The sequence below is a fragment of the Enterococcus sp. DIV1682a genome, assembly GCF_051711005.1.
Taxonomy (GTDB): domain Bacteria; phylum Bacillota; class Bacilli; order Lactobacillales; family Enterococcaceae; genus Enterococcus_B; species Enterococcus_B hirae.
Genome location: NZ_JBIOLT010000001.1, coordinates 1917676 through 1931231, shown reverse-complemented (window position 1 = coordinate 1931231; position 13556 = coordinate 1917676). Strand labels below are relative to the sequence as shown.

Sequence of the window (13556 nt, the reverse complement as noted above, 5' to 3'; positions counted from 1 at the left end):
CCTTTTTTATTCGATTACCCCTATCTTAACAAAGAATGAACAAAAGACAAACCTTTCGTGAAGAATTCCCGAATATATTGGTTCAAGTTGATTTTTAGAGTATACTAGAAAGAGAGATTTAGGAGGGATCATATGATTTTTTTAGTTGTCGGAGTATTTTTGACTATCCTAGGTTGCTTGTTTCTTTTTATCCCTTCTAAAGGGAATCTGCCTTTTTATGGTTACCACTCACCGCGAGCCACAAAATCCGATGTTCACTGGCGGTTAGCACAAAAAACAAGTGGAAAATATTTTTTTATTTTCGGTTTATTGATGGCCTTGATCGGCTATTTACTAAAATTAACTGGACAGACAAACTATTTTATAATCGAGATGTTGGTTTTAGTTTTTCCAATTATGCCGATTTTTATCTTAACTGAAAAAAAATTACAAGAACTCGATGATAGTATTGGAGGAAATAAAAAATGAATATTTTAATGATAGAAGATAATCAATCCGTATCTGAAATGATGCAGATGTTTTTTTTGAATGAAGGATGGGAAGCAACCTTTAAATATGACGGAAAAGAAGGTCTAGATGCTTTTTTAGAAAGACCGAATTACTGGGACATGATCACTTTAGACCTGAACTTGCCAACGATGGATGGTATGCTTGTTGGAAGAGAAATTCGGAAAGTCTCTAGTACAGTTCCGATCATTATGTTAACAGCTCGTGATTCTGAAAGTGACCAGGTTATTGGATTAGAGATGGGTGCAGATGACTATGTGACCAAACCTTTTAGTCCACTAACTTTGATTGCCCGAATGAAAGCTTTACACCGTCGTAGTGAATTGGTAGAGGTAAAAGAAGAAACAAACAACTCGGACGATCACTTCGATATCGAAACAGATCACTTTAAGATGAATACAAAAACACGTGAAGCTTATTTAAATAAAGCACCAATCGAAGGTTTGACACCGAAAGAGTTTGATCTACTATTTACACTAGCTAAAAAACCACGCCAAGTATTTTCTCGGGAACAATTACTGGAATTAGTGTGGGATTATCAATACTTTGGTGATGAACGAACGGTTGATGCGCATATCAAAAAGCTTCGACAAAAAATCGAAAAGGTTGGACCACAAGTCATTCAAACGGTTTGGGGCGTAGGTTATAAATTTGATGATTCTGGTGTGGCCTAATGCGCTATCTTTACCAGCAGTTATTAGCCTTTTGCGGAATGATCGCGATGATCATTTTGATCGTAGGTGTTTCTTTTACGCAACTGACTAAGCAAACCATTGAAGAAAATAATTATCAACAACTTTTTGGCTATGCAGAATCTGTCGAGAAGACAACACAGACATACACAGACACGTTTCCTCAATTAAGCCAAGATCAAGCGTTTCAAAATGCATTATTATTAACGGAACAAGTCTTATCAGAACAAAATGTCAATTTTATTTTTATCGATAAGAACGAACGGGTCATTTATCCTACTGATAATGTGGTATTGAACTTTACGATTAAAGCGGAACAATGGGATAATCTGCGTCATGGAAGACAAGTAAAATTTACCTCCAACAAAAATATACTAGGACAAAATCAAGCGACGTCTTATGCCTTAGTACCTTTTAATTTAAATCATGAATTTTATGGTGGCTTGGTTGTTAGTCAACCGGCTAAAAATATCGATAATAGTGTTCGATCGGTCACATTGAATCTGTTTAAAGGTTTTATTTTTTCAAGTATTGTTGCTATATTAGCGAGTTATGCGTTTGCTGCTTTTCAGGTTAAAAGGATCAATCGTTTACGTAATGCAACGAAAGAAGTCACGAATGGAAATTTTGATGTCCAATTGCCAGTTCATGATAAAGATGAATTTGATGAATTAGCGGATGACTTCAACAAAATGACGAATTCTTTAAAAGAATCTCAGGCTGAAATCGAAGAGCAAGAAAACCGCCGAAGACAATTTATGGCAGATGCTTCTCATGAAATGCGTACGCCGCTAACCACAATCAACGGATTACTTGAAGGTCTAAAATATAATGCAATTCCTGAAGACCAAAGAGAAAATGCGATCAACTTGATGAAAAATGAAACAGAACGACTGATACGCTTAGTTAACGAAAATCTAGACTATGAAAAAATCAGAACCAATCAAATCAGTATGGTTATTAAAAGATTCAATGGTACAGAAACATTGAAAAATATTGTGGCACAGCTTGAAACAAAAGCAGAAGCTGCAGGGAATGTTTTAGTTTTACAAGCAGAAGATGATGTGGAAGTGTATGCAGACTATGACCGATTTGTGCAAATCATGGTGAATATCATCCAAAATGCGATTCAATTTACAGAAAATGGAACGATCACGATCTCTTTAGAAAAAGGTTATCTAGAAACGATTATCCGAATTAAGGATACAGGTATCGGAATGACTGAACAACAAATGAAGAGTATTTGGGACCGTTATTATAAAGTTGATCCCTCAAGAAAGAATACAAAATACGGGGAATCAGGTCTAGGACTTCCAATCGTTCAACAGCTAGTTCGGCTTCATAAAGGAAAACTGGAAGTAGAAAGCGAACTGGGGACAGGAACAACATTTACAGTTAAATTACCAGATGTAGAAATAAAATAAACAAAGAGACTGATCCAAAAATTGGTTCAGTCTCTTTTAGTATCTCTAAAAACGAATAAACGGCGTTCAAGAAGCAATTCCTCAACAATTAAGAGAGGAGCTAAATAGTGTTCAAAGAACTGATCTTCGGCAATAAGGATGAAACTCTCAAAACATAGGAAGCTGTGAATTTCATCCTTATTACATAGGTCAAGTTGCTCTTTCCACGACCTCTTTTTATCGTTCATCATAGATTTGGTCGACATACTGACTATGAGCAATCGTTTCATCATGAGTCAGTAAAAGAATGGCAATTTTTTTGTTTTTGACTAGATAATCAAATAGATCAAGAATTTCTTGTGCTTCAATTACTTTAAGTTCATCCAGCACTTCTTCAATGATGAGTTTGTCTTTTTTAGCAAGTAACGCATGCAACAATTGAAGTTTGATTTTATCAAAAAGAGAGAGTTGATCAGGTTCTCTGTTAAGAAGTGCTGGATCAATCTTGAGCATTTCTTGAAAAGATAAACGTTCTTTTTTATTTTCAGATAAATTCAGTAGTACTTGATCTTTAGTTTTTAAATAAGGGAAGAGAGGCCAATCTTTTTGGACGATAAGTAATTGTTTGGGACTCGATACAATCGCTTGTTCTTTTAGCGCTGTTAATAGTTCTTCTTGTTTTGCTTTTGGGCAAAGAATAACAGCTAATTCTCCTAAAGACATTCTTGGCTTACATGTATTCATGAAAGATCACCTTACCTTTTTTTAAACGTTGATAGAAAATCGTAAATTGTAAGAGACTAATACATAGACTGATGGAGATAAGAAGGCCAACCGTTTGTAGGAAACTCTTAAACGTATCGAAGAAAAAAGCATCGTTTACAAAATCAATTTTAAAAAAAGTTTGTTGATCCATCGGTATGGCTAATGGTCGAGTAGTCGATATAAGTGAATGCGTGTCAGGTAATTCAAATAATCTTAGACTCCAAAAATTAAGATGTTGTAACAGTGCTTGATAAATGTTTTGAAAAAGCACAATTCCAATAAATAAGAGTATGCAACAGATCAGTAATGGTAAGATCATTTGCCAGATGATCAAAAGAAAAATTCTAGTTTTCGATAAACCAGCTAAACGCCAGTTGATCAATTCACGTTGGTCTTGTTTTAATGTTCGCTGAAAGAAAAAGATAAATGCGCCAACAAACAAGAACAGTAACAACAAGATCAGCTCGACATAAAATTGTTTCACTGATAGAAAAGACGGAAAGTGTACTTTTAAGGACGTCGTGTCCAAGAAACTAAGACGATCTTCAATTTGTGCATAAAGTGTTGATTGTAAATGATATAAGTTACACACAAGCATCAATAAAAAAGCAGTGACACTTGTAAATAAGCAACTAAAGAGTGTCTGTTTTTTATAATAACGCATTCTTGCAACTGAATAGCGGAGTATTCTCATCACTTTCACCTCATTTTAAATTATAGAAAATGAATATGAATAAAGTATGAAATTCATATAGTAAAATCAGGAAATCCCTATTTTTTAATAAACGAAAATGACGATAAATCAACTGTTCCGCTATATTTTGTGAATAAAATCCAATGTTCATGGATGGTTCTAATACGTGAGTTTAAGCTCTATTTTCTAGAAAAACGCCAGAGTAACTCAAATTAAAGTGCATGAAAAAAGCTAAGAATTAACGAAAAACAAGAATTGGTTTTCGTCAATCTTAGCTTTTATAATCATTACTTCTATGGGCACGTAATCCTTTTGAAAGAAAGGCTAGCTACTTATCAGATTCAGAAGAAGGAACTGAATCACTCGTCTGTGTCCCATTTATTTGTTGGTAAGTTTTGGTTTCATATAGATCTTTTGTTGATTGGTTATTGTTTTGACTAAAGACACTTGTTGATTTGTCACCTAGTTCTTTTTCTTTTTCAAGCAACTGTTTCATGCCGTTTTTGTAATCAAATTGACTTGCTTCAATTGGGTCTAACCCAGTATCTGTAGAAAAGCGGAGTAAGTCACCATTGTTGATTTGATCAGAAACAGCTAGCTGTTTATTCGCTTTTTCTTTCAATGCATCAATCTCATTTTGAACTTCTTGAGTCGGTTCTGTAATGGCTTGTCCAGTTTTGTTATCGTAAATCGTTCCACCATAATAAGTGTATTTAGGAGTAATAAAATCACCATCACGGAAAGTAACAAGTTGATCATGTTGCTTAGAAAAGAGATCTTGTCCTAGCTGATTGTAATTTTTGGTATCTACTCCTAACAGATGGAGTAGAGTAGGTAATGCATCCACTTGTCCGCCATAGGTATGATTGATTCCACCATTTGTTTGTCCAGGAAGATGGATCATGTAGGGAACTCGTTGCATTTGTGCATTGTCAAAGTTGGTCCATGTATCACTGGTTTTACCCACTAGTTCCGCTAACGATTTATTTCTAGAGTTAGAAATTCCGTAGTGATCACCATAAAGGACGATGACAGAATTATCATAAAGACCACTAGCTTTCAAATAGTTGAAAAATTCTTCAACTGCTGTATCGAGATAATTCGCTGTTGCAAAGTATCCGTTGATCGTTTCATCATTTGTCGTAGCTAGCGGGAAGCCTGCTTCTTCGTTTGTGAACTTAGAATAAGGATAATGATTAGATACCGCAATAAATTTAGAATAAAAAGGTTGTTGTAAATGTTCTAAATATTGTACTGATTGTTGGAAGAACGGCTTATCATGCAATCCATATTGGAATGAATTGTCGTCATTGACATCATAATAAGAAGCATCAAAGAAATAGTTGTAACCTAATTTTTTATAGGTCTCATTACGATTCCAGAATGTACCAGCGTTACCATGGAAGGCGGCACTCGTATAACCTTGTGTCTGACTCAAAATATCAGGAGCAGCTTGGAAGGTATTCTTTCCACCTAATTGAGTGAATAACGATCCTTGATTTAAACCAAATAGTGAATTTTCAAATAAGGTTTCAGCATCACTGGTTTTACCTGCTTTAACTTGATGGAAGAAATTGTCAAAGCTAAATGTACTGTTACTATGATATAAACTATTCAGAAATGGCGTTACTTCATGTTCTACACCATTGGCATCTTTTAGTTTATAGTCGATCAAGAATTGTTGGAAACTTTCTAAATGGATATAAATCACATTTTTTCCTTTAGCAATACCAAATGTTTCATCATTTGGTTCAGCATAGTGATCTTTGATATAACTTTCTACTTCTTTCAGATCATTAGGACTTGCTTCTGCTCGTACTTGGTTCGTTTGGTAAGTCTGGATACCATCATAGACGGTAAACGCATTGATACCTAAATATTTGACTAAATAATCTCTAGAAAAAGTACGAGTCAATAATTCTGGGCGATCGGCTTCTGCTAAAAATAAATTTCCAGAAAAAATCATGACTGACAAAGTCGAGATCGCAAAAGCCATTCGTGCACGAATCGGTTGTGGATCCATTTTGATTTTTTTGGTTATCAATAATGCAGCGACAATGATAAAGTCGATCCAATAAAGGACGTCATATGGTCTAAATAAGCGAATAGCACTTTCTCCAAGCCCGCTAGCTACTTTTCCTGCCCCCAAGATGGTATTGATCGTAATAAAATCCGTAAACTCACGATAATAAGTTACGTTGGAGAACACCAGTAAAGTCAATAGGAAATAAATGACCATCATTGTAATATAAGACGCTTTCGTCCGTCTCACATATAACGCAATCCCCATTAACAACAACGTGGTAGCGATCGGATTGATAAACAGTATAAAGTATTGTATGCCACTTTCGATGCCTAAATTGAAATCAAACAAATAGGCAAAAATTGTTTTTAGCCAAAGTAAAACAGCTAATAAAGAAAAAAATCCGAGCCTTTTATTCAAAAAGGCGGGTGTTTTTATTCGTCTCAATGTAATCTCCCTTTCCCCACTCTTCTCATTTACAGAGTGTTATGAAGTTATGATTGCTCAAACTACATATTCCATCCTATTTTACTAGTACGCAAATCCAGTGTCAATCGAAACCAAACGCTTACACCGGTGATTAAGGATTTCTTATTCTTTTGTGAACGCTAGCACTAAGACAGCCTGCTTAATATTTGGTATACTGATTAATGATAAAGGTAAAGTAGGTGAGTCAATGAAAGTACAAATTAAGAAAAAAGCAGGAAATCGTATCAAGAACGGTTATCCATTGATTCAAAAGGAAGATTTGGTCCAGTCGTACAATGAAACCACGCAGTGGATCGAATTGGTTGATCAACAAGATAATTTCTTAGCTAAGGGCTATTTAGGTAAACAAAACAAAGGAATCGGTTGGGTTTTGAGTCAACAAAATGAAACGTTTGACCAGGCATTTTTTGAGAAAAAGTTTTCTGAAGCTAAAGCAAAAAGACAAGCTTTTTTCATAGATGAACAAACAACAGCATTTCGTTTATTTAACGGAGAAGGGGATGGCATCGGTGGTCTGATCATTGATTATTATGAACACTATGCAGTATTTTCTTGGTATAATGAAACTCTTTATACTTACCGCCATTTGCTCTTCTCAGCGTTTCAACAAGTTTATCCTGAGATAAAGGGTGCTTACGAAAAAATCCGTTTTGAAACAAATGAATTTCCTGAAAGTCAGTATGTTTATGGAGAAACAGCTCCTGAACCTTTAATCATCAAAGAAAATGGCGTCTCTTACGCCACTTATTTGAATGAAGGGCTGATGACAGGCATCTTTTTAGATCAAAAAGAAGTCCGAGGAGCTTTGATCGATGGACTTGGTCTAGGAAAGTCTGTTTTGAATATGTTTAGCTATACTGGGGCTTTTTCAGTTGCGGCAGCAATGGGTGGTGCTTTGGAGACCACGAGTGTTGACTTAGCAAAGCGAAGTTTGAAAAAAACACAGGAACAATTTGAAATCAACGGTTTGGATCTTCAGACACAAAAAATCATTGTGATGGATGTTTTTGCCTATTTTAAATATGCTAAAAGAAAGCAGCTGACTTATGATCTCATTGTGCTTGACCCTCCAAGTTTTGCGAGAAATAAAAAGAAAGTGTTCCGAGTAGCCAAAGATTATGGCGAATTGGTTAAAGATAGCTTGGCTATTTTATCGGACGAGGGAACGCTTATCGCTTCAACGAACGCAGCTAACGTGAGTACCGATCAGTTCAAAAAAATGATCGAAAATGAACTAATGCTAGCCAATGTTGAATATGAAGAAATCACTCGTTTTCGATTACCACAAGATTTCCAAACCATTGAAGCCTTTCCAGAAGGGGATTATTTAAAAGTATTTATCTATCAAATTAGGAAATAAGGGGGGAGGACAGATGGTGCAAGTGAAAGGACTAAACTTAGGAAAAGGACATCCTAAAATTTGTGCGCCAATGATCGGAGACACTCGTGAAGAACTTTTGCGAGAAGCGATTTTAGCCAAAGAAGCTGGTGCTGATTTAGTGGAGTGGCGAATTGATTATTATGAAGATGTCTTTCAATATGAAAAAGTCACAGAAACGTTGGTACTGATCCATGAGATGCTCGACGGGTTACCGGTGCTTTTCACTTTTAGAACAATAGCAGAAGGTGGCAAACGAGATATAACGATCCGAGCATATCACGAGTTGTACCTACAGATGATCCGCTCTGGTTTAGTCGATATGGTTGATTTAGAATTAGACAAAATTGAAAGCCTTGAAAAAGAGTTGTTAGCAGAAATCAAACAGCGCAACATCCCGTTGATTATCAGCAGTCATAATTTTAAAGAGACCCCAGCTGATCCAGTCTTATTGTATCAATTGAATATGATGGAACATCTTGGTGCAGATATCGGTAAAATAGCGGTAATGCCCCATAACGAACGAGATGTGTTACGTTTGATGGAGCTAACGAGACGGGCAGGAGCGTTTGTGTCCATGCCTCTGATTACAATGTCAATGGGACAGCTCGGAATGATTTCGCGCTTATCGGGAAATTTGACTGGTTCGGTCATGACCTTTGGTGCGTTAACCTCTGAAAAAGCATCAGCACCTGGACAAATCACTGTAAAGGAACTAAAATCAATAATCAAATTATTAAATTGAAACAATCTAATTTGAAGGTGAAAATGTTGGCAAAGAAAAAACAAGTGAAAACAAATGCGATCCGCTTAGTAGAACAAAAGAAAATCAAGTATACTGAACATGAGTATGCTTGGGATGAAGCACATTTAAGTGCATCTTCTGTCGCTGAGCAACTTTCTGAAAGTGAACACCGCATTTATAAAACACTCGTAGCGGTTGGAAACAAAACAGGAACGATCGTAGCGGTCATTCCTGGTAATCGAGAGTTAGATCTAAAAAAATTAGCAAGAGTATCTGGAAACAAAAAAGTAGAAATGTTACATCTGAAAGACTTAGAAGCTACCACTGGTTATATTCGTGGCGGCTGCTCGCCAATTGGGATGAAGAAATTATTTCCTACTTATTTAGAACAAACAGCACAATCACAAGAAACGATCATTGTATCAGCAGGAAAAAGAGGTCACCAAATGGAGCTAGCACCTCAAGCCATTTGTGATTTAACTAAAGGGACTTTTGCTGATCTTGTACTGTGATGCAGTCGGCAATTCATCAGTTTATCAACTAAAAAAAGAAAAAACAGTAACGAAAAGAGTCAGACATCTTCTACTCCCTTCGTTACTGTTTTCATTTAATCAGCTAAGAAAAGCGGCATTCATTCCTGCTACATGTCCAGTTGCAAAAGCCGCAGTAATATTGAAACCACCAGTATACCCATTAACATCTAACAGTTCACCAGCAAAAAATAATCCATTGACCAATTTGCTTTCTAATGTTTTCGGATTGATCTCTTTTAGTGAAACGCCACCACCAGTCACAAAAGACTTTTCGATGGCAAAAGTTTTGGTTATTTTGAAAGAAAAATTTTTGCAAAGCTCCGCAAATTGTTGGATCTCTTTTTCTGTCGTTTGACTACCAGTTTGTTCCGTTAATCCACTTTTTTCAAGGAAAAAGAGAAGCAAGCGTTCAGGTAAAAAGCCATGCCAAGCATTACTCAATGTTTTCTTCGATTGGTGGCTTTTAGCAGTCAATTCGTTGATCAATTCTTGAAGCGAACGATTCGGAAAACAGTCTAAGACGACCGTGACAGGTTCTCCAGTCGTTTGCAACTCTTGATTGATGAAACTTGAACATCTCAATGCCGCAGGTCCAGAAATCCCAAAATGAGTGAAAAGCAAGTCCATAACATGTTCGGTGATGACTTTACCTTTCTTGTTTAATACGCTTAAAGAAATATCTTGTAAAGATAATCCTTGCAAGGTTTTATCCTTGATAAAAGTTTCTTCAGAAACCAGTGGAGATTCTGTTGCATACAAGGGAGTGACAGTGTGACCGACTTTTTTAACGATTTTATAGCCATCACCTGTAGAACCAGTCGACGGATAGGTTCGCCCCCCAGTAGTTAATACGACACAAGAGGATTGAAATTCTTCAAATTCCGTTCGTACGCCATAGATTTTTCCGTCGCTATGCACTAATTTTTCGACTCGGGTGCCAAAGAGCATCGTAACATTTAATTCATTTAAACGATGGATCAAAGCTTCGATAATCGTTTTTGACTTATTCGTCACAGGGAACATCCGACCATGATCTTCTTCTTTTAAATGAACACCTTGAGATTCGAAAAATTCCATGATATCAAAATTATTCCATTGGGAAAATGTACTGTATAAAAATTTGCCATTTCCAGGAATATGAGCAATCAAATCATCAACTGGACGGTTATTCGTGACATTACATCTTCCGCCACCTGTCATTAATAATTTTTTTCCAGCTTTTTTATTTTTTTCAATTAAGAGAACCTTTGCGCCATATTCAGCCGCACTAATTGCAGCCATCAAACCACTAGTTCCAGCACCGACTACAATCACATCATAGGTTGTTTCCATTTCCTCACCTCAGAGAAAGTGTAGCATATTTATGAAAAGAAAGCAGGAAATGTTTTGAGCATCTAATAAAAATAGGCTAAAATAAAAGAAGATTATAAAAGGAGTGTGAAACAATGACAAACGCAACAGAATACGTCCAACGAATTCAAAATAATATTCATCAAAAAGACACAGGACAAGTCGAATTTTTACAAGCCATTGATGAATTTATGCCTTCAGCTACTCAATTTTTAGAAAAACATCCTGAATACATCAAACGCAATATTTTAGGATTGTTGTCAGAACCAGAAAGAATCATTCAATTTCGCGTGCCGTGGCAAGATGACGAAGGAAACTGGCAAGTCAATCGTGGATACCGCATTCAGTACAATTCAGCAATCGGCCCTTATAAAGGCGGGTTGAGATTCCACCCGAGTGTGAATTTAAGTATTCTTAAATTCCTAGCTTTTGAACAAATTTTCAAAAATAGTCTAACTGGTCTACCAATCGGTGGAGGAAAAGGCGGAAGTGACTTTGATCCAAAAGGAAAATCAGACGATGAAATCATGCGTTTTTGTCAAAGTTTCATGCTGGAGCTATCCAAGCATATCGGTCCTTCCATCGATGTACCTGCTGGAGATATTGGAGTCGGTGCCAGAGAAATCGGTTATTTGTTTGGAGAATATAAACGATTAAAACAATATGATGCCGGTGTCCTTACTGGAAAACCATTAGATTTTTGGGGAAGTAAGATTCGTACGGAAGCAACTGGATACGGTTTGGTTTATTATGTCAAGCATCTTTTACAAGCAGAAAAAGACTCATTTGAAGGAAAAACAGTTCTGGTATCTGGTAGCGGAAACGTTGCCATCTATGCCATTGAAAAAGTTCAAGAATTAGGTGGGAAAGTCGTCACATGTTCTGATTCCAGTGGGTTTATCTATGATCCAGAAGGAATCGACCTGCCACTATTAAAAGAAGTCAAAGAAGAAAAAAGGGAACGGTTGACCGCTTATGCAGAAAAACGTGATTCTGCTGTCTATCATGCTGGTCAATCTGTCTGGACTTTGAAAGAAACTGCAGATATCGCGCTTCCTTGTGCTACTCAAAACGAGATAGACGAAACGCTTGCTAACAACTTGGTTGAATGTGGCGTGAAAATCATCGCAGAAGGCGCAAACATGCCATGTACTCTTGAAGCTGTCAATGTTTTTGAAAAAGCCAATGTGTGGTATTGTCCTGGGAAAGCAGCTAATGCCGGCGGTGTCGCTGTCTCAGCATTAGAAATGAGTCAAAATGCTCAACGATTGTCTTGGGAAAGTGAACAAGTGGATCGCCAATTAGATGAAATCATGAAAAATATTTATCAAACGTGTCGCCAAACGGCAGCAGCTTATGGCAATGAAAAAAATCTATTGCTAGGAGCAAATGTTGCAGGTTTTGAAAAAGTAGCGAAAGTGATGTATGCGCAAGGATTAGTTTAGTGTTTGAAATTTTCTTGTAAATATTAGCTTCAATTCATTTATTTGCTTGAAAAATTGTAAAAAAAAACGTAAAGTATAAGCTGTATATTGATCTTTTAAAGGAGGAATAAAAAATGGCACATATTCATTTTGATTATTCAAAAGTAGCACCATTTGTTAATGAACATGAGTTAGGTTACATGCAAAGCCAAGTATCAATGGCAGATAAAGTATTACGTGAAGGTACAGGCGCAGGAAGTGATTTCCGTGGTTGGATCGATCTACCTACTAATTACGACAAGGAAGAATTTGCTCGTATCAAAGAAGCAGCGAAAAAAATCCAATCTGATTCTGAAGTTTTAGTAGTTATCGGAATCGGTGGTTCTTACCTAGGCGCTCGTGCAGCAATCGATTTCTTAAACCACACTTTCTTCAATTTATTAGATGGTGAACAACGTAAAGCACCACAAATTTTCTTTGCAGGAAACTCAATCAGCTCAACTTATATCGCTGATTTGATTGAAGTAATCGGAGATCGTGACTTCTCAGTAAACGTGATTTCAAAATCAGGTACAACGACTGAACCAGCTATCGCATTCCGTGTCTTCAAAGAATTGCTTGTTAAAAAATATGGTCAAGAAGAAGCGAATAAACGTATTTATGCAACAACTGATAAAGCAAAAGGTGCAGTTAAAGTAGAAGCCGACGCAGAAGGTTGGGAAACATTCGTGATTCCTGATGACATCGGTGGACGTTTCTCTGTCTTAACAGCAGTAGGATTACTACCAATCGCTGTTAGTGGAGCAGATATCGATGCGTTGATGCAAGGAGCTGCAGATGCAAGCAAAGCTTATTCAAGTGATAAACTAGAAGAAAACGAAGCTTATCAATATGCAGCAATGCGTAACATCCTTTACCGTAAAGGGAAAGTAACTGAATTATTGATCAACTATGAACCAGGAATGCAATATTTCTCTGAATGGTGGAAACAATTATACGGTGAATCAGAAGGTAAAGACCAAAAAGGAATCTACCCTTCAAGTGCGAACTTCTCAACTGACTTACATTCACTAGGTCAATATATTCAAGAAGGACGCCGTAACATCTTTGAAACGATCGTTAAAGTTGAAAAACCACGTAAATCAATTACAATTCCAGAACAAGCTGAAGACCTAGATGGTTTAGGATACTTGGAAGGAAAAGAAGTAGATTTCGTCAATACAAAAGCTTTTGAAGGAACTTTATTGGCTCATACAGATGGCGACGTACCAAACTTATTAGTTAAAATTCCAGAAATGGATGCTTACACATTAGGTTATACAATGTACTTCTTTGAAATTGCTGTAGGTATTTCAGGTTACTTAAATGGAATTAACCCATTTGACCAACCTGGTGTTGAAGCATATAAGAAAAACATGTTCGCACTTCTAGGCAAACCAGGCTTTGAAGACCTTGCCAAAGAATTGAACGAACGTTTGTAATATAAGGTTTTTAGTCAGATTTAAAAAAATAGTGATAGAAACATGTTCGCTTGAAAATAAAACTAGTGATAG

General features: G+C 36.5%; 11 protein-coding genes and 1 pseudogene. 8 read left to right on the top strand and 4 right to left on the bottom strand.

Annotated features, from left to right (window positions below; genetic code table 11):
* Window positions 1–132 precede the first annotated feature (132 nt).
* The 3 genes and pseudogenes from IGJ23_RS08820 to IGJ23_RS08810 all read left to right on the top strand — a co-directional run bounded on the left by IGJ23_RS08820 (window position 133) and on the right by IGJ23_RS08810 (window position 2623).
* Window positions 133–490 (top strand): annotated as a pseudogene (locus IGJ23_RS08820) (SdpI family protein).
* The gene (locus tag IGJ23_RS08815; RefSeq protein WP_010718417.1) at window positions 465–1181 is read left to right on the top strand and encodes a response regulator transcription factor; all 717 of its coding nucleotides are present in this window, start codon (window positions 465–467) and stop codon (window positions 1179–1181) included. The pseudogene IGJ23_RS08820 and the gene IGJ23_RS08815 overlap by 26 nt, the downstream one beginning before the upstream one ends.
* Window positions 1181–2623, top strand: coding sequence for a sensor histidine kinase (locus IGJ23_RS08810; RefSeq protein WP_010718416.1), 1443 nt, complete (start codon window positions 1181–1183; stop codon window positions 2621–2623). Before IGJ23_RS08815 ends, IGJ23_RS08810 begins: the two co-directional genes overlap by 1 nt.
* Window positions 2624–2839: 216 nt before the next feature.
* Here IGJ23_RS08810 and IGJ23_RS08805 read toward each other — a convergent pair whose 3' ends face one another.
* From IGJ23_RS08805 to IGJ23_RS08795, 3 genes are all read right to left on the bottom strand, one after another.
* The gene (locus IGJ23_RS08805) at window positions 2840–3346 is read right to left on the bottom strand and encodes a hypothetical protein (RefSeq protein ID WP_178285912.1); all 507 of its coding nucleotides are present in this window, start codon (window positions 3344–3346) and stop codon (window positions 2840–2842) included.
* Window positions 3333–4061, bottom strand: a complete 729-nt coding sequence (locus IGJ23_RS08800) for a hypothetical protein (protein ID WP_178285914.1) — start codon at window positions 4059–4061, stop codon at window positions 3333–3335. Before IGJ23_RS08800 ends, IGJ23_RS08805 begins: the two co-directional genes overlap by 14 nt.
* Before the next feature lie 328 nt (window positions 4062–4389).
* Complete coding sequence (locus tag IGJ23_RS08795; protein WP_010718413.1) at window positions 4390–6531, bottom strand: LTA synthase family protein; 2142 nt, start codon at window positions 6529–6531, stop codon at window positions 4390–4392.
* Window positions 6532–6760: 229 nt separating this feature from the next.
* Between IGJ23_RS08795 and IGJ23_RS08790 the strand changes: the two genes are divergently transcribed.
* From IGJ23_RS08790 to ybaK, 3 genes are read left to right on the top strand one after another with little or no spacing between them, the layout of a single operon-like run.
* A complete protein-coding gene (locus IGJ23_RS08790) occupies window positions 6761–7933 on the top strand; it encodes a class I SAM-dependent rRNA methyltransferase (protein ID WP_010737846.1) in 1173 nt (390 codons plus the stop codon).
* A 13-nt stretch (window positions 7934–7946) separates the two neighbouring features.
* On the top strand, window positions 7947–8696 hold the full coding sequence (gene aroD, locus IGJ23_RS08785; protein WP_053766634.1) for a type I 3-dehydroquinate dehydratase: 750 nt from the start codon (window positions 7947–7949) through the stop codon (window positions 8694–8696).
* Window positions 8697–8722: 26 nt separating this feature from the next.
* Complete coding sequence (ybaK, locus tag IGJ23_RS08780) at window positions 8723–9208, top strand: Cys-tRNA(Pro) deacylase (RefSeq protein WP_025480513.1); 486 nt, start codon at window positions 8723–8725, stop codon at window positions 9206–9208.
* Window positions 9209–9307: 99 nt separating this feature from the next.
* Here ybaK and IGJ23_RS08775 read toward each other — a convergent pair whose 3' ends face one another.
* Complete coding sequence (locus IGJ23_RS08775) at window positions 9308–10561, bottom strand: NAD(P)/FAD-dependent oxidoreductase (RefSeq protein ID WP_207431906.1); 1254 nt, start codon at window positions 10559–10561, stop codon at window positions 9308–9310.
* A 113-nt stretch (window positions 10562–10674) separates the two neighbouring features.
* On the opposite strand from IGJ23_RS08775, the gene gdhA reads away from it, so the two are divergent.
* Window positions 10675–12024 carry an NADP-specific glutamate dehydrogenase gene (gdhA, locus tag IGJ23_RS08770; protein ID WP_207431908.1) on the top strand — a complete coding sequence of 450 codons (1350 nt, stop codon included), beginning with the start codon at window positions 10675–10677 and terminating at the stop codon, window positions 12022–12024.
* A gap of 113 nt (window positions 12025–12137) precedes the next feature.
* Window positions 12138–13484 (top strand): glucose-6-phosphate isomerase, encoded by a 1347-nt coding sequence (locus tag IGJ23_RS08765; protein WP_010718407.1) that lies wholly within the window; start codon window positions 12138–12140, stop codon window positions 13482–13484.
* The last annotated feature ends 72 nt before the right edge of the window (window positions 13485–13556 follow it).

Bases quoted from the DNA above. Each gene is read 5' to 3' on its own strand.
- IGJ23_RS08765 (WP_010718407.1), top strand. From the start codon at position 12,138: ATGGCACATATTCATTTTGATTATTCAAAAGTAGCACCATTTGTTAAT.
- IGJ23_RS08790 (WP_010737846.1), top strand. From the start codon at position 6,761: ATGAAAGTACAAATTAAGAAAAAAGCAGGAAATCGTATCAAGAACGGT.
- IGJ23_RS08815 (WP_010718417.1), top strand. From the start codon at position 465: ATGAATATTTTAATGATAGAAGATAATCAATCCGTATCTGAAATGATG.
- gdhA (WP_207431908.1), top strand. From the start codon at position 10,675: ATGACAAACGCAACAGAATACGTCCAACGAATTCAAAATAATATTCAT.
- IGJ23_RS08805 (WP_178285912.1), bottom strand. From the start codon at position 3,346: ATGAATACATGTAAGCCAAGAATGTCTTTAGGAGAATTAGCTGTTATT.
- IGJ23_RS08800 (WP_178285914.1), bottom strand. From the start codon at position 4,061: ATGAGAATACTCCGCTATTCAGTTGCAAGAATGCGTTATTATAAAAAA.
- aroD (WP_053766634.1), top strand. From the start codon at position 7,947: ATGGTGCAAGTGAAAGGACTAAACTTAGGAAAAGGACATCCTAAAATT.
- IGJ23_RS08810 (WP_010718416.1), top strand. From the start codon at position 1,181: ATGCGCTATCTTTACCAGCAGTTATTAGCCTTTTGCGGAATGATCGCG.
- IGJ23_RS08775 (WP_207431906.1), bottom strand. From the start codon at position 10,561: ATGGAAACAACCTATGATGTGATTGTAGTCGGTGCTGGAACTAGTGGT.